15 protein-coding genes are annotated in these 16,028 nt (G+C 71.3%); all 15 read right to left on the bottom strand.

The window, feature by feature from the left end:
* Positions 1-28: 28 nt before the first annotated feature.
* Positions 29-1,318: a hypothetical protein gene (locus tag ACZ5PB_RS11820; RefSeq protein WP_468690109.1), complete on the bottom strand. Its 1,290-nt coding sequence runs from the start codon at positions 1,316-1,318 to the stop codon at positions 29-31.
* 112 nt (positions 1,319-1,430) lie between these two features.
* On the bottom strand, positions 1,431-2,972 hold the full coding sequence (locus ACZ5PB_RS11815) for a DUF2637 domain-containing protein (protein WP_468690108.1): 1,542 nt from the start codon (positions 2,970-2,972) through the stop codon (positions 1,431-1,433).
* Between the two features lie 196 nt (positions 2,973-3,168).
* Positions 3,169-6,996, bottom strand: a complete 3,828-nt coding sequence (locus ACZ5PB_RS11810) for a LysM peptidoglycan-binding domain-containing protein (RefSeq protein ID WP_468690106.1) — start codon at positions 6,994-6,996, stop codon at positions 3,169-3,171.
* A gap of 5 nt (positions 6,997-7,001) precedes the next feature.
* On the bottom strand, positions 7,002-7,439 hold the full coding sequence (locus ACZ5PB_RS11805) for a pilus assembly protein TadG-related protein (protein ID WP_358476185.1): 438 nt from the start codon (positions 7,437-7,439) through the stop codon (positions 7,002-7,004).
* A gap of 12 nt (positions 7,440-7,451) precedes the next feature.
* Positions 7,452-7,889: a TadE/TadG family type IV pilus assembly protein gene (locus ACZ5PB_RS11800; protein WP_468690104.1), complete on the bottom strand. Its 438-nt coding sequence runs from the start codon at positions 7,887-7,889 to the stop codon at positions 7,452-7,454.
* Entirely contained in the window at positions 7,886-8,308 is a 423-nt protein-coding gene (locus ACZ5PB_RS11795) for a TadE/TadG family type IV pilus assembly protein (RefSeq protein ID WP_468690102.1), read from the bottom strand. The genes ACZ5PB_RS11800 and ACZ5PB_RS11795 overlap by 4 nt, the downstream gene beginning before the upstream one ends.
* Positions 8,305-8,502 (bottom strand): hypothetical protein, encoded by a 198-nt coding sequence (locus ACZ5PB_RS11790; protein ID WP_358476181.1) that lies wholly within the window; start codon positions 8,500-8,502, stop codon positions 8,305-8,307. Before ACZ5PB_RS11790 ends, ACZ5PB_RS11795 begins: the two co-directional genes overlap by 4 nt.
* 27 nt (positions 8,503-8,529) lie before the next feature.
* Positions 8,530-9,429, bottom strand: coding sequence for a type II secretion system F family protein (locus ACZ5PB_RS11785; protein WP_468690100.1), 900 nt, complete (start codon positions 9,427-9,429; stop codon positions 8,530-8,532).
* Positions 9,426-10,355: a type II secretion system F family protein gene (locus ACZ5PB_RS11780; RefSeq protein ID WP_468690098.1), complete on the bottom strand. Its 930-nt coding sequence runs from the start codon at positions 10,353-10,355 to the stop codon at positions 9,426-9,428. Before ACZ5PB_RS11780 ends, ACZ5PB_RS11785 begins: the two co-directional genes overlap by 4 nt.
* The gene (locus ACZ5PB_RS11775; protein WP_468690096.1) at positions 10,352-11,914 is read right to left on the bottom strand and encodes a CpaF family protein; all 1,563 of its coding nucleotides are present in this window, start codon (positions 11,912-11,914) and stop codon (positions 10,352-10,354) included. Before ACZ5PB_RS11775 ends, ACZ5PB_RS11780 begins: the two co-directional genes overlap by 4 nt.
* Positions 11,911-12,732 carry a hypothetical protein gene (locus ACZ5PB_RS11770; RefSeq protein ID WP_468690094.1) on the bottom strand — a complete coding sequence of 274 codons (822 nt, stop codon included), beginning with the start codon at positions 12,730-12,732 and terminating at the stop codon, positions 11,911-11,913. The genes ACZ5PB_RS11775 and ACZ5PB_RS11770 overlap by 4 nt, the downstream gene beginning before the upstream one ends.
* A complete protein-coding gene (locus ACZ5PB_RS11765; RefSeq protein ID WP_468690091.1) occupies positions 12,732-13,427 on the bottom strand; it encodes an SAF domain-containing protein in 696 nt (231 codons plus the stop codon). The genes ACZ5PB_RS11770 and ACZ5PB_RS11765 overlap by 1 nt, the downstream gene beginning before the upstream one ends.
* Before the next feature lie 20 nt (positions 13,428-13,447).
* Positions 13,448-14,401 (bottom strand): ATP-binding protein, encoded by a 954-nt coding sequence (locus tag ACZ5PB_RS11760; protein WP_358476172.1) that lies wholly within the window; start codon positions 14,399-14,401, stop codon positions 13,448-13,450.
* Positions 14,395-14,973: a hypothetical protein gene (locus ACZ5PB_RS11755; RefSeq protein ID WP_468690089.1), complete on the bottom strand. Its 579-nt coding sequence runs from the start codon at positions 14,971-14,973 to the stop codon at positions 14,395-14,397. The genes ACZ5PB_RS11760 and ACZ5PB_RS11755 overlap by 7 nt, the downstream gene beginning before the upstream one ends.
* A 449-nt stretch (positions 14,974-15,422) precedes the next feature.
* Positions 15,423-15,953 carry a hypothetical protein gene (locus ACZ5PB_RS11750; RefSeq protein WP_468690087.1) on the bottom strand — a complete coding sequence of 177 codons (531 nt, stop codon included), beginning with the start codon at positions 15,951-15,953 and terminating at the stop codon, positions 15,423-15,425.
* Between the last annotated feature and the right edge of the window lie 75 nt (positions 15,954-16,028).

Here is a 16,028-nt window from a genome sequence, read left to right as displayed (position 1 = left end):
CGGACATCCCGTGGCCGATCGGGCCGGGTCAGCACCCGTACTCGTCGAGCACCACTTGGGTCGCCCGGTCGAGCGGGCGCAGCGGGTGCGTACTGCCGTCCTTAGCCGGCCCCAGGCGCAGCGTCGGGCCTCCCTCGACGGGGGTGACGGTCAGCACGCCGTCGTCGACCATGGCCTGGACGCCATCGTGCCGGTAGGGGCTCGCGGCGAGGCACCCGTTCGCGTACTCGCGGTCGTAGCGGTCGTACGGGCCGGCGAAGTAGTAGTCGGCGACCGGACCTTGGCCCTGCCACACGGTGAAGGCGAGCGCGGCCGCCGCGATCCCGGGCAGCACGGCACGTGGCCCGGGCGCGGTGGTCAGCTTCGGTGCATGCCGGTAGACCAGGGCGATCCCGGTACCGCCGATGACGCCGGCTGCCAGGAACAGCAGGGCGTAGTGCGAGAACAGGTCGGCACGCTGCCCGAAAGTGAGGGGGAGCCCGGTGCACGCGAGCACCAGCCAGCCGAGCGCGGCCAGCGTCATGCCCTGGTAGCCGTTGAGCCTCGTCGGCCACTTCGCCACCCGGGGCACCAGCTGCTGCTCACGCCTCACCCACCGACCGGCCCCGCGCAGGCGTCCCGCCTCCGGCAAGACGCCTTCCGCCCGGTACTCGACCAGGAGGGCGAGCACCGCGTCGCCGAAGGCCAGGGCCCGTGCATGCACAGCGAACCGGTCGGTGTGCAGCTGGTGGAATTCCTCCTCCCGACCGGGCTGAACCCGCATGCCCGTGGCCCCGCTGCGGGGAAAGGCGCGGTTGAGGGGATGCCCGGGGTCGGGAAGTCCGGGCAGTGTGGGAGCCGTCCGCCCCACCCCGAGCCGACCAGTGGCCGGGTTGCCTTGATGATCAGGGATGTACGACTCGTACAGCCTGTTGACGTTCCGGTCGCCCCGGAGGCTGGCCTGCACGGCCTCGGCCTGGTCGATGACGGCGGCAAGGAGAGGGTCGGACGGGGCGGTGCGCATCCGGGCGAGGGCGGCGTCCCGGGGGATGGCCCGCCATACCCCGCCGAGCCGGCTCAACGCCCGGTCCTTCCACACGTCGCGCAGGATCGGCCAGACGCGGGCGACCGGCAGCCGCCGAGGCGGACGCCGGTCGGCGAGATGCGCCTGCAGCAGCGTGCTCGCGCTGCGCAGATAGTCGGCCTCGGCCACGTAGGAGATCGCGACGGCGGTCGTGCGCTGCTCGCTGGGAACGTCATGCACGCGCTGGGCGGCGGCCCGGGCTGCGTCGCCCTGGGCATTCAGCTCGGCGATCGCTCGATGCCAGCGGCTGCTCACCGGCCGCCCCCCTTCGTACCCGGTGTGGTGTCGTCCCTGAGGCTACCCGCACGGTCCGACAGGGCATTCTCCCCGGCGCGGCATACCGGCCGGGGAGAGGGGAGCCAGAAGGTCAGGCCGCCACCGGTTCGTGGGACCAGTTCAGGTCGACGTGGGTTGCGCCCTCGCGGACCACGATGGGGCCGTATTCCTTCTCCAGTCGGCGATACTCGTTGCCGCCGCTGTTCGGGTTCTTGTACCCGGCCCACTTGCCGAGGTCGGCCTGGGCCAGGGCCACACCGGCGGCCTGGTGGGCGATGTAGATCCGCTCGGCCCGCTGCCGCTGGGTGAGATTCTTCGGAAGCACCGACAGGTCGATCTCGATGCGGAACTGCTCCCGTACCTCTTCGTCTTCCTCGTCTTCCGGCGGGGTGTCGTGCTGGGGTTCGGGCTCCTTCTCGCCCTCGTGCTCTTCTTCCTTCTCGTCTTCCGCGTCCTGGCCGCCATGAGGCGCCGGCTCCTCGACGGTTGCCTCCACGTCCTCCACGGGCTCTTGCTCAGGTTCCGGGACCTGCTCTGCTTCCGGCTCGGGAACGGCCTTCGGCTCGGCGACGGCTTCCGGTTCGGGGGCGGCTTCCGCCTCGGGAACAGCTTCCGGTTCGGGGGCGGCTTCCGCCTCGGGAACTGCCGCAGGGCGCGGTTCGGCCACCGCGGTCGGCTCCGGGGCCTTCTGGTCGTCCGTCGTGGTGGGCTCCGGCTCGTACGGCGGCGGGATGGCCGGTACGGAGGCCGAAGCGGCGGGTGGTGCCACCTTGCTCGACAGGGCCTCTGCGGCCTTCTCGGTGGTGGTCTGCGGGGCACTGCCCGGCAGCGCGTTGGCCGGCGCCATGGCGGTGTCTTGGGCGGCGGCCGGGTCGGCACGCTCCAGGATCACCTCGGCCGTGGCCGACGCGGTGGAGGGGCGGGGGCGGTGGGAGCCGATCACGCGGACGTTGTCGACGGTCGCCATGAGCTCGGACCGCCACGCCTTCCACATTCTGACCGGCGCGCCGATCGGCCAGGGCAGCCACAGCAGGAGGCTGTAGGCCCGCTCCCTGTCGGCCTTGCGGCGCTTCTGCCGGCCCATGATGACCTGCTCGATCTTGTACAGCAGCATCTCGAGCAGGACCGCGTAGACCAGCGGCGGGACTACGGCAAGGAAGGCGCTGCCGGCTCCCGCTCCAGGGGCGTGGAGCAGGTTCATCGCAGCCGAGGCGGACACGAACGCGAGCAGCAGGATCCGCGTGATCGCGCTGGACCGCAGGGTCAGGGCCTCGAAGAAGCGGATGAGGGAGAGGCTGAGGGCGCCGGCGTCCAACAGCAACGCGAAGCCTGTCGCGGCGTCCCAGTTGCCGCCGTTGTGCGCGTGGGCGTACTCGCGCTGCGCCCCGAAGGAGAGCCAGGCGGCGATGCCCGCGAGGACGAACATCATCAGGCAGCCGACGCCGAGTGCGATCACGGCGAGGCGGCGCTGCCAGGCGTGGCGGCGCTGGAGGGCGAGCGCGGCGCGCTCCTCGGCGGTGACGTGCTGCTCCGCGGCGCGGCGGCGGCTGCCCAGCAGCAGGGCAACGGCCGTCGCGGCTCCGATCCCTGCCACGGCGAGGCCGGCGGACAGCGACCACTGGAAGATGGTCATCGGCGGCCCTCCTTCCCGGAGCGGGCCGCCGGGGTGGTGGGCCCGGCGGGCGGGACGGCGGCGTACTGCCGGCGGCGGCTCATGTGCGCGGTCTCCTTCGTCGGTTGAACGGCCGAAGAGGCCCCTCGCTCTCTACAGGTGTGATCGAGCGGTGCGGTGTGACACCGGAGGTCGGTGAATTTCGGGCGGGTCGTGGTCATGAGGCGGCGGACCCCAAAGTGGGCTGGATCCTCTCGCCCTTGAGGAGCGTGCGCAGCAGCCCGACGGTCTCGGGCGAGGAGTCGACGCCCTCCTCGGCGTTGATCCGGGCCAGTTGGGCGGCGGCGCGCTCCAGGCCCTCGCGGTCGCCCATCTCGTGGCAGATCGTGAAGAGGTCCCGGTAGAGCAGCTCGGACTGCGAGTCGACGAGCATGCCCTTGGTGACAGCCTGTGCTGCGGCCCGGTAGTCGCGGACGTGGCGGCGCCGTTCGGCGAGCTCGTGGGCGACGTCGACGATGGCGCTGATCATCTCCTGGATGTCCGCCTCGGCCCAGGTGTACTTGGACGGGTCGACGTCTGCGAAGGGCCGGCCGCGTACGAGGGCGAGGGCCTGGGCGAGGGCGACGTCGGCGTCCTGTCCGTCGTGGTGCATGCCCTGCTGGTACAGCTCCTTGAACCAGTCCCAGTCCGAGGTGACGGCGGGGCCGAGCTGGTAGACGCCGTCGGTGACGTCGGGGAGGTAGGCGCTGCGGGGGTCCTCCGCGGGCAGGTTGGGGTCCCGGCCCAGCCAGGCACGCAGGCGTGAGACCGCGGTGTTGCGGGTGCTGGCGGTCCTGCGCAGTCCGGGCCAGATCGCGTTGTCCAGGTCCTGGCGGCTCAGGCCGGGGTGGAGCGCGAGCCAGGCGGCGATCTCCATGAGGTGGTTGCGCCGGCCGCTGCTGACGCGTCCCTGCGTTCCCGTCAGTGCGACCGGGCCGAGGACCTGGATCTGGGGGCCGACGGGCTCGGCGGGCGGAGTGGACAGCGCGGCCAGGACGGTGGAGGTCGCGGCGCTGGGCCGGGGGACGATCCGTGCGGCCGGGGCCGCCTCGGTTGCCGCGGCGTCGCCGTCGGTGGCCGGAGACAGAGCGGACTCCGTGCCGTCCTCTTCGCCGGACGGCGCTGGGGCTGCCTGCGGTTCTTCCTCCTCGCCCGGGCCCTCGCCGAGCGCGGCCGCGGAAAGGCCGGATCCTGCCTCGTCGTCCTGCGGCTGCTCTTCCTGCTCGGCCAGCACCTCTTCGAGGACCGTGTCGAAGTCGTCGTCCGGCCCGGAGCCTTCCCAGACGTCCTCGCCGAGTGCGGATGCCGTCTCGGCGTCCTCCTGTGGCTTGGTTGCGTCGTCCCAGTCGGAGGGCTCGGCCGATGCGGTGTCCTCGGCCTGCTCCTCGTGCTCCTCATCGTCGGCGGGCCATGCGACCGCGGGGGACAGGGCGCTGCCCTCGTCCTCGTCGTCCAGGCGCTCGTCGTCGACCGGTGCGTCGTCGGAGGAGAAGTCGGGGGAGAAGGCCGTGAAGGCCGGCAGGGCGGTCGCCAGGCTGCTGCCCTGGACGGCGACCGCGCTCACCGCCGGGGCGGCGGTGGTTTCCGGTGCGAGCGCGGAGGCCTCGCCAGCCGGAGTGGCGGGGCGGGGACCGTTGATGTCTGCCGGGCCGGTGTGCCCGGTCCAGGCCGGCGGGGCGACGTCGTCGGTGCGGCTGGAGGTGGCGATCAGCCGGACGAGCCGGTCGTAGGAGTCGGCGTCCAGGTGCTGGAGCTTGACGGCCAGGCCCAGGTCGGGCAGTTCGACGACGCTGCCGGGCTGAGCGGGCAGGGTCCAGGCGCCCGGTAGGTCGAGTTCACCGCCCGCGGCGGTGACGACCGCGACCGACGTGCGGGGCCGGGAGGCGAGAAGGTCCTCGAGCTCGGCGGCCGCCGCGTCGGCGGGCGCCGCGGTCGCGATGAGGATGCGGGGGACCCAGGTGTCGCCGCCGTCCTCGCTGAGCCGCGCGGCCCGCAGGTGGTCGTGGCCGCCGTCGGTCAGGGCCTGACGCTGAAAGGCGTCGTGCGCCTGGAGGTCGGTGATGGCGGTGGCGAGGTCGCCGTGGTGCTCGATCTGGTCGGGGTAGAGGTGGTGCAGATCGCTGCCGGCGCCGGCGAGGACGATCTGCGTGTCGGGCGCCAGCTGGGAGGAGGCCAGTTCGACGGCGAGAGCGAGCATGACCGCGCGCACGTCGGCCGGGCTGCCGGCCAGGCGCAGCAGGCCGACGGCCTCCAGGTTGACCAGGACCGCGTCGCCTTCCTCGGTCTCGCCGAGGCTCACCAGAGCCGGGTAGGGCACCGTGATGTCGGCGGCCTCGTCCTCATCGAGGAGAACCGCACCGCGAGCGGGGCACACCCACACCGTCGGGTTGTCGTCATGCTCGGTGAACGGCGCGACGGGCGGGGTGACGGCGGCCAGGTGGAGCTCGATGCCGCGCGCGGTGATGCGCATCGCCTCGACCTCGGGCAGCGGCTGGCCGGCCTGCCGGCAGTTGGCGGCCAGGGTGCGCAGGGCGCGATCGGCCAGCGCGGTGCCGGCGATGTCGGACGCCACGCGCAGCTGCTTCTCGAAGTCGGCGGTCGCACCGGAGGGCATCGGGATGCGCCGCTTGGGCCGCCGGCGGCGCTGCTGGCGCGCCCGACGGGTCGCGACGACCGCGAGGACGGCCGCGGCCAGAATGCTCCCCGCCGCCGCGATCGTCTGCACGCTCTGGTCTTCGCCGTCGGCGGTCTCCGCGGTCTCGTGCGCCTCGGGCGCCTGGGTGGGCGTGCCGTGCTGCTCCCGCTCAGGGTCGGGTGCCGGGCTCTGCACGGCCGGCTGCTCGCTCGGGGCCTCCGGCCGGGCGGTCGGCTGCCCACCGTCCTGCTTCCCCTTGTCTGCTCCCGGGGTCTGGGCCGTCTCGCCCTTCTCCCCCTTGCCCTGGTCGGCGCCCGGGTTGGGCTTGCTCTGCGCGGGCGGCTGCGTCTGCTCGGCGCCGGGCCGCTCCTGGGCCTTGCCCGGGTCGGCGGGCTGCTCGTGCGGCGGCTGCGCCTGGTCCGGCTTTGAGTCGCTCCGGTCGCTGTGGTCGGCGCCGGCCTGAGCGGGGATCTTCAGCTTCCAGCCCGGGTAGATCTCGTCGGGGTCGCCGAGGGTGCGGCCGTCGTCCTGCTTCACTCCCTTGTTCGCCTCGACGATCTTGGGATAGGCGTCGGCGTCACCGAGCTCGTCCTCGGCGATGCCGGTCAGCGTCTCGCCCGCGCGGACGGTGTGCGTCTCGGCCGTGGCGGCAGTGGAGCCAGCGGTCTGCGGACGGGCTCCGCCCTGATCGGCGGAGGCCGCGGGCGAGGCGTCGGCGGGCAGGCGCAGGGTCCAGCCGGGCTGCAGAACGGTGGTGTCGGCGGTGACGAGGGAGCCGTCCGCCTGGCGTACGCCTTCGTTGGCGTCGACGATCCTGTGCCACTCGATTCCGGCGCCCAGACGCTTCTCCGCGATGTCCCACAGGGTGTCGCCGTCCTGCACGTGATGGACGGGGCCGTCCCATGCCGCGGACGAAGCGGCCTTGGATGCGGTGGCGGCTGTGGGGGCGTCGGCGCTCACGCTGGCCGTCGCCACGGTGGCGGGGGCTGCGCTCGCGGGCGAGGCCATCGCGGTGCCCGCCGGCAGCAGGACGAGGATGCCGCCGACGAGCGCGCCGGCGAGCTGCTGGGATCCACCCAGCATGCGGATCCGGGGCGCCCGGACGTGGCGCAGCGCGGCGGCCGTCTCCAGGACGACCGAGGCCACGAAGCTCAGCCACCCGTACCAACCGATGAGGGTGACGGCACCGAGGAACAGCTGGCCGGAGTCGGGGCTGGTGAGCGCGGTGGTGATCTCGTCGAAGCCGGGGACGTGGTCGGGCAGGACCCCGATACCGAGCAGGACGGCGGGCACGCCCGCCAGGAGCGCGATCAGAGCCACCAGCGCGAAGAGCGCGCGGACGAGTCGGGCTGCGGTACTGCGGTTTCTCATGATCGTCACCCCCGGTAGACCAGGTTGGCGCTGCCGTGGCCGGTGACTGTGCCGCTGGCCCCGCCGAGGAAGACGGCGCTGTACGACTCGGTCACGGTCACTTCCAGGGATCCGCCGTCCTCGCTCACGCTCACCGTGCCGCCGACTCCTGCGCGGCTGAGGTAGGTCCGCGCGGCGGCGACGGCGGCGTTGCGGTCGACGGTGACGCCTCCGCCGGAGATCGCCTTGCCCGCGTCGACCGCCTGGCCGCCGGCCCGCGCGGCTTCGTGGGCAATGCCCTCGGCGCGGGTGAGGGCCCGCAGCTTGCCGGCGCCGTCGTAGACGAGCGCTGCTACGAGGAACAGCGCCACGACGGTGACGAGAACGAACAGGCTCATCGAACCGCGGTCATCGCGCAGGGCGCGGCGGATCCGGCGGGCGAGAGCTGAGCGGGCGGGAGTCATGCGGTGGTCCTGTCAGCCGCGTTGGCGGTAGGAGTCGATCGACGAGGTGAAGCTGCTGGTCAGAGTCTTGGAACCGGGCAGTCCGGGCAAGCCGATATCGGAGAGCCGGACCGTGCATGTCACCGTGGCGGTGGTGGAGGCCGGCTCGCCGATCCGGGCGGAGAACCCGCCGGTGGAGATGGAGATGGACGTGGAGGTGCACTCCAGGCCCTGCTGTCCCAGCACGCTGCGCGCCATCTGCGACCCGGCGCTACTGGCCGAGCCGCCGCTGCGTTCCAGGGAGGCGGCGCGCGCGGCGTTGCGGGCGGCGGTGTCGACGGCGTTGCTGGCGGATCCGATCCGGCCGAACGCGACGACCAGCAGCAGCACCATGATGAGGACGGGAAACAGGATGACCGCTTCCAGCGACAGCGCGCCGCGATCGTCCTTGAGCATCCGGATGACGGTCATCGGGCCTCCGTGATGCGCTCGGCGGCCGCGTCCGCGTGCTGGTCGATCTTGAGCTTGAGGCCGGGGATCATCGTGTCGACGTAGCCGGTGACCCGGATCCGCACCGTCGCCCCCTTGCTTCCGCTGACGGACAGGCCGGAGATGCTGCCGCCGGCCCGGGAGAGGAAGTCGCGGGCCTCGGCGGTGCCGGTGCCTGCGGACGCCCCGCGGACGCGGGCCGACTCCACGCCCAGCTGGGCGGCCGACATCGCCACATTGCGCGCGTGCCACCACAGCCCGACGTGCACGACCAGCAGGATCGCCAGGAGCACGACGGGAAAGACGATCAGCATCTCCAGGGACAAGGCTCCGCGGTCCCGCGCGTCGCCCTCGGCGAGCGCGCGGGACCAGCGCCGTACGGCCCTGCGGAGGCGGGTCACTTGATCGTTGCCGCCTTCTCGTTGATCTTCGCGGCGATGATCGCCACGGCAACGGCGGCACCGACGACGAGACCGGCGATGATCATCATGGTCTCGATCGATATGGCGCCGCGGTCATCGCGGACGTTGCGCAGCCGGTCGATCCGGGCGCTGAAGAAGGCCTTCAGGAAGGTGAAGTTCGGGTCGGTGCCCATCGTGAATTTCCTTGTCTCTTAACGGAATTAGCTGGCCATGATCCGCGAAAGCGCGGGGTAGCCGATGTAGACAGTCATGATCAGGACGAGCATCGCGACGGGCATCACCATTTTTTCGGATGCCATGTTCGCCTGGGCTTTCGCGGAGGTCACCAGGGCGCCGGAGAGCGACTTGGCCTGCGCGCCGAGGGTGTCGCCGACGGCTGCGCCTTCCTCGCCGGCGATCGCGATGATGTCGGCCGGTGCGCCGAGTTCGGAGACGTCAAGCTCGATGGAAAGGCGCTTGAGCCCCTCCCATGGGCTGATGCCTTCGAGTTCGGCGCGGGTGATGGTGTCCCGGATTTTTGCGAAGACCCAGCCCTCGCCGACTTCGGCAGCCTTCTTCAGGGCCTGGGTCGGGGCCGCGTCCGCGGCGCGTTCGAGCTGGACCAGCCGGAGGTATGCCTTGACCGCGTACCGGAAGTCCTCCTTGGCCTCCACCGCCTGCTGCTTGAGCTGCAGGTCGGGCAGGAGCCAGAAGACCACCGCGAGGCCGAGACCGGCGATGGCCGGAATCGCGAACGGCAGCGGGTAGCCGGCCAGGTTCGCCAGGGTCACCACCAGTACCGGCAGCAGCAGTCCATACAGGGCGAGACCGACCTTGCGGCCCAGGTGGGCGGCGGGGGAGCGGCCCACGAGCTCCAGCTGCTGGCGGGGCAGGCGCAGGGTGCCTTCCCCGGCGGTGCGCAGCAGGAACGCGCCGGCCTTCTCCATCAGGGTGTTGGGCTGGCTGTCCCGGTTGCGGTCGAGGTTCTCGAGGCGGGTGGCGTCCATTCGGTTGAGGACGTCGCTGAGGTCGGGCCGGCCGGGGAGGATGCCGCGGGCGGCGATCACCAGGCCGAGGCCGGTGACGGCGCCGCCGACGACGGCGTAGGGGGAGAAGATCACGGCGCCTCCTCGGCGATCTGGCCGCCAGCGCGGTCGGCGGGAGACAGGAACCGGGGTGCGGGCTCGATGATGGCCATGCGGCGCATCCAGATCTTGACCAGAACGAACGCGACGCCGACGAAGGCGAGCACGAGCTGCCCGGTGAGTGTGTTGTAGGGCTCGACGTAGGTGCCGGAGAACGCGGTGATGCCGAAGATGCCCAGGCAGAAGATGGTCACCCAGCGGTCGTTCGTACGGGGCTTCTGCCGGTCGGCTTCGACTTCGCGGCGCGCGAGGACCTCGTGCTGGAGGGCGTCGGCCAGTTCGCGCAGGGCCTTGCTCAGGCCGCTGCCGCGGTCCTCGACGTGCAGGATCAGCAGGGCGGCCACCTCGTCGACCATGGCATCGTTGAGGTCGTCGGCGAAGGCCCGGTAGGCGTCCTGGGGCACCCAGCCGGACTGCTGGCGCGAGACCAGTAGCCGTACGTCCTCGCGGATCGCCTTGGGCACGGTCTCCAGGCTGCGCTGGATGGTGGCCTCCAGGCTCACGCCGACGGTGTGGATGTCGGACATGCGCCGCACCCACTCCTCGATCGCTTCGAGCTTGTCGATCTGCGTCTTGCCGCTGCCGGAGGTGTTCAGGAGCCAGGGCAGACCCAGCACGACGGCGACGGTGACGAGTCCGCCGGTCAGCCAGCCGGTGAACAGCCACACTCCGAGGGCCGCCAGGACGGCGCCGGCCAGCCGAGCCTGTCCGCGTGCCCACCACGAGGTGGGTGTGCGGGCGTCCTTGACGAAGAAGGCGCGGATTTTGCGCTCCAGGCGGCTGCGCCGGCGCACCGTCGTCGACGGCGCCCAGCCGACGCCGCCGGCCACGGCCAGGACGAGGCCCCCGACGGCGGCGAGTCCGCCGAGTGCGGCGATCAGGGAGCTGAGGGTGATCGTCACAGCGGCACCACCGTCTCCAGCGGCGCGCCCCAGCTTCCCCACGGCCGCTGCAGGACGCTGCGGTCCAGCCCGGCCCGGACCAGGTCCTCCAGGCAGGTCTGGGAGATGTTGCCGTGCGGCACGGCCCGCGGCTCACGCCGACCGTCCTGCTCGCGCGGAGCGAAGACCATCTGGTGGGAGGGGCGGCCGCCCTCACCGATGCCGGTGATCTCCATGACGTGGGACACGAAGCGGTGCTTGCGCCCGTGCTGGCCGTCCGGGCCGACGAGTTCGGTCTCGTCGACCAGGCGTACGTAGACGACGAAGTCGACGGCCTGCGCGATGAGCCGGTAGGCCAGGGCCTCGGTCATGCCGATGCCGGCCTCCAGACACAGGGTGGCCAGACGCTCGATCGACAGCTGCGGGCTGCGGGCGTGGAGCGTGGCCATCGACCCGCCTTCGCCTTCGTTCATCGCGTGGAGCATCGGCACGACTTCCTTGGAGCGGACCTCGCCGACGATCACACGCCGCAGCGACATACGCAGCAGCTGCGGGAACAGGTCGGACAGGGTCAGTTCGCCCTGGAGCTTGCCGTCCGGGCCGCGCTCGCCGTTGGACTCGCGTCCCTCGTAGGCGACGACTTCCGGGCCATCAGGGTCCTCGTGGAGGTAGAGCTCGTACTCCGACTCCAGGGTGCCCACTCGTTCCTTGCTCGGGATCTCGCGGGCCATGGCTCGCAGCAGAGACGTTTTTCCAACGCCCTGGGACCCGACCACGATGATGTTCTTGCGGCCCTTGACCGCAGCCCGCAGGAAGTGGGCAAGGGAGGCGTCGATCGTGCCCCAGCGCACCAGGTCGTCCAAGCCCTGGCCGCGGGTGCGGTGGCGGCGGATCACGATGCTCGGCCGCGGCGTGACGTACGCCGAGGCCGCCAGGCGGGAGCCGTCGGCCAGCCGGAGGTTCAGGTTCGGCGTAGCAGGCGTCAACGCGCGCTCGCCCTGCCCCTGCATCCGCGCGAGGTGGTTGATGAGGCTGATCAGATCCCGGTCGGTCTTCGCGATCGGGTCCCAGGTGCGCGTCGGACGGTCGGCGTAGTCCACGCGGACCTTGTCGCCGTAGATGATGATGTTCTCGACGTGCGAGTCGTCCAGCAGCGGCTGGAGACGGCCGGCGCGGAACAGCTCGTCGAAGACCGCTTCACGGACCGCCCGCTCCTGCTGGGGCGTCAGGTCCTGGCCGCTGGCCGCGTACTTCGTCGCCCACTCCGAGACGACCTGCACGATGATCGACTGACCGCGCTGCCGACGGTCCTCCTCGCTCATGGAGGCATCGGCGCCCGCGGCCTCGCCGATCTTCATACTGGCGCGGGAACGCAGCTCGGCCAGCACCTCGTGACCGACCGGCAACGTGGTCGGGGCCGAGGTATCGGGGACAGGGACGACGCTCTGGGGCAGGCTGGCCGGGGACACCTGGGGGGGAACCGGTCGGAGGACCGGCGCACCCTGTGCGGGCTGCTCGCCGAGGGCCTGGGCGAAAAGGGCGTCGAGGCTGGCCGGGGACTCCGGCCTGGTGTCGGTCATGATGCCCTCCCGGCAACCGTCGGCAGCGCGGCCGGCTGCAGCTGTACGCGGCGCCTGGTCACCAGCTCGTTGATTGTTTGGTGGGCCGTCCGGGCCGAGCGCAGCAGCGTGCGCGGCAGCTTCTTGTAGGCCCCGTGGGTGAAGACGTCGGCGCTGTCCGCATCCCATGCGAGCATGCCGACCACGGGGGCCTGCAGATACTGCTGCACCTGGCTGGAGTTGAAGGAACCCTCCTCGATCAGCAGCAGTCCGAGCGCGTCGGAGCCCGTTCCGTGGTGCGCCAGCTCCTCCCGAAGGACCCGCATGGCCGGCGCCGCCGCAGCGATGGATGCCTGGGTGCTGCGCACCACCATGAGCACGGCGTCAGCGCGGTGGAGCAGCGGCGTCGGGTAGCGGGTCGTGGACAGCCGGGTCTCGGACTCGGTCAGGATGCGTCCGGCGTCGATGATCACGTCGTGCCCGGTCTGGTCCATTACGCCGAGCAGCCGGGAGATCGGCTCCCAGGTGCGGCTGAGCGAGGCAGCCTGAGTGGGGTCGGTCAGACCCGGCAGGAGCAGCCGCTGCCCGGTGTTGTCGCGGTCCAGGCTCACGAAGTGCTGGCTGAACTCGCGGGCGAGCGTGCCCTGCCGGTCCGCAGCCGCCAGGCGGTGCAGGCCGGTGGACGCGTTGCCTTCTCCACCGAGGTAGCCGGCACGGATCGTGCCGCCCGCCGGATCGGCCTCCACCAGCAGTGAGGGCTTCGGTGAGGAAAGAGCGAGGGCGAGCGCGGAGCAGGTGACGCCGGAGGACTTGCCGGACACCAGCGCGATGACCGACATCAGCCGGCCGCCTTCAGCACGATGGTCACCGCGCCCTTGGCCGCCCAGGTGGCAAGCGACGGACTGTCCGTTCCCGCGACGGCGACGTCCACGACGATCGCCCCGTTCGCGTCGGGGGACGACAGGCCGACGACGACAGCGCTGATGCTGTCCGGCGCCTTCTGCGTGCCCGATTTCGCCGCCTCAGCGTCGTCCTGCGGCGTGTGGACGAGCGCGACCGCGTCCCCGGTACGCAGCCGCTGCGCCGGGAGCTGTCCAGGCTTGGCCAGGATGCCCACGGTGTCGCGGCCCTTGGCCACCGGCGTGCCCTCGTGCACCGAGGCGTCGGTCACGAGCGTTCCCTTGGGCAGGTCGGCGGCCGCGGTCTTGCCGACGATGTCGCCGCTGCGGCTGACGGGCACCGGCGCAAGCGCGGCGTCGGGAGCAACCTGCGCCACGACCAGGTCGCTCTTCTTGATCGTCTCCCCGGCCTTGACGTTGTGAGCCAGCGCGATCACCGGAACGCGGTTGCCGGCCTCGTCGACCTGCCACACGGCGAGGAGCGCGCCGACTGCGGCCAGCGCCAGTCCGGCGCCGACCACCACGGGCCGGCGGCGACGCCGAGGTGCGTCCTGCGTGATCGGGACGGGACCCGTCGGGGGCGCGGCCGCTGCGTTGGCGCCCTTGGACTTTCGCGTTGAGAGGGTCGTCGCCATCGTCTTCGTCGTTCCTCGTACTAGTTGACGACCTGGAGCTCGCCGATGCGGGCCGTGGTCGAGGAGTTGCGGGTGGTGTCCGGGATCGTGCCGGTTTCGCCGTTGGTGGCGGTCCAGTCCACGGCCCACGTGCTGGTGGCCGTGATGGTGTAGTCGCCGACCTTGGAGTAGCGGTGGCCGCAGTCTGGGGAGTCGGTGTCGCCGAAGCTCTTCTGGTACGGCGTCCCCGGCTTGGTGCAGGTGACCGTGGTGCCGTCTCCCATGGCCCAGGCGATGCTCTTCACCTTGGCCGTCACCGTGACCGACAGGCCGCCGGCGGAGGCCGTCATGGTCTGAGGGCCCCACGTCTGCGGAGACTGCGCGGTCCACAGCCACACCGGGAGGCCGACCAGGCCCTTGGCGCCGGCGGGCGGTGCAGAGCCGATCTTCGCGCCGTCCAAGCGCATCCGTGCGAACGCCTGCTGGGCGAGCTCGGCCGCCGAGGGTCCGGTCTCGAGCGGGTTGGTCTCGTGCCACTGCACGAAACCGCCGTTCTGTCCGTTGGGCAGTCCGTGGGTCTGGGACAGGCAGGCGTAGTAGTAGATCGCGCCGGTGGTGTGCCCCTGCCAGACCGGATCCGACTTGGGCGGCTGGGGATTGGCGAGCCCGATGTAGCACATCTTGGACTCATCGAGAGTCCCAATGCCGTCGATGTGACAAGGCCACTGGTGGTAGCTGGTGGCGCCGGTGGCACACGTCTTCTCGGACGAGCCGCCTCCGCCGCCTCCCCCACCGCCGCCTCCGCCGCCTCCGGTGCCAGGCTTTCCGTTGCCGCCGGGTATCTCGACGCCGCCGCAGACCCAGTCGTTGTCGCAGTGACCCACATCCGTGCCGCCGCCTCCGCCCCCATCGGCGCTGGCGGGCATCGCCAGCACCAGGACGCTCAGGAGCGCCGCGAGGGCGGTGAAGAGCGCTGCAGCGCGTCGTCTCAGCATGCGCGGTCCTGACGAGTCAGCTCAACGATCTTCCACTCGTCGCCGACGGTGCGTGCCGAGGCGCTGACGACGAATCGCGTAAGGCGGTTCTTCGGAAGCTCCAGCTCCTTGCCAGTCTTGGCGTCCACGAGCGTCCACTTGGAGACGTCGACGCAGTCTGTGATGGTGGCCTTCTTCGGGGATTCGTCGAGGCTCACCGCAGTGACTTCGGGCTTGATCTGCGGCGCGCCGCGCATCGCGCTGCCCTTGATCTTCATGTTCGCCACGTCAGCAAGGACCTTGGAGTAGGCCTGATCGAAGCTGTACTTCTCCAAGCCGGTGTCACGAACGTCGACCTTCTCGAACGCCTTGGTCTGGGCATCCCAGTAGTTCCGGTACGTCTGTTCGACCGCCTTCTTCGCCTCGGCCTGCGGATCGGCGCTCTTGGAGACGGTCGGGCTCGGCGAGGCGGTTTCCTTCTTTTCCCCGCCTCCGCTGCAACCGACGGCGGTGACGGCGATGCCGAGAGTCGTGGCCGCAACCACCGTTCGGCGCAGCCAGCGGTGCGTGCCGGAAGCGTTTGAGATCGACACTGGCGTATCCCCCTTGTGAGTAGTGGTGACGGCTTGGATCGTAGGAAACGGAGGCGATGCCTCAGGCCACGGCGCGGCGGCAGCCGGCGGAAGGCGCAGGGCGTACGGCGAGGCTGGGCACCGCCGGCCGCGTGGCGCCGTTCGGCATGCCGGCGGCGTGCTGCATCGCAGCGGGCGCGGGTCCGTTTTCGGGGGTGCCGAGGGGCGCGACAGGAACGGCGCCGGCGCTGCCTGTGGAGCTGGCGTTCCTGGTCGTGGAGCCGACGGTGGTCTGGTTCAACGCGAAATCCCCCTCGCGGTCTGGGACTGGGCGTCTCCCACAACGCGATCAGTCCGAGGCTGATTCTGGCCACAAAGATCAGATGCAGCCAGGTCTCGTTTTTTCCTGTAGCCGCACTTCCGGTATATGCCGATGGCGTGGGCCTTTTGGGAACGCCTTGATCAGGGCCTCAGGGCTTGATCATCAGGGCTGGGCCGGAGGCACGAAGAGCCCTTGCTGCTGCCTCCTGGTCGGCGCCAGCGATGGCGTCAAGCCGCCGTTCGACGAAGGGGGTGGAGGGGTGGTCCTTGCCGTACAGCGACTGCAGCAGTTCCAGGAGGCTGGTGCCGGTCCTGACGGCGTCGGTTGCGTTGGTGATGGTGAGCCAGGAGGCGGCGCCGTTGCGGGCCTGCCGGCGAATGTGAGGGTGCTCGGCATCCAAGACCCGCTGCCAGCCCGCAGCCGTGTAGACCGAGGCCTCAGTGGCCATGGTGGGTTGCCTGGCGAGCTGGGCGCAGAAGGCCACGAGCTCGAGGGCGTGGAGGGTGTAGTGGTGCAGGGGCCCGTGGCTCTCGGCGAGTTCGCCGCTGATCGTCTGGGCGAGCCTGAGGGCCTCCTCGCGTCGGCCGGCGCGCAGGGTGCGGCGGAGGTGCTCGATGCGGGGCGCGAGGAACTCGGGGACGGCGGCGGGGACCGGCAAGGCGATGGCGGCGGGGCTCATGAACTCTCCCTGGGCGAGGCGGCTACGAGCGGATGCCGCCGCCGGGGGGCCGGCGGCGGCATCCGGAATCGAGTC

This window comes from Streptomyces sp. NPDC032721, assembly GCF_055579625.1.
This window is presented reverse-complemented; position numbering and strand designations above follow the sequence as displayed.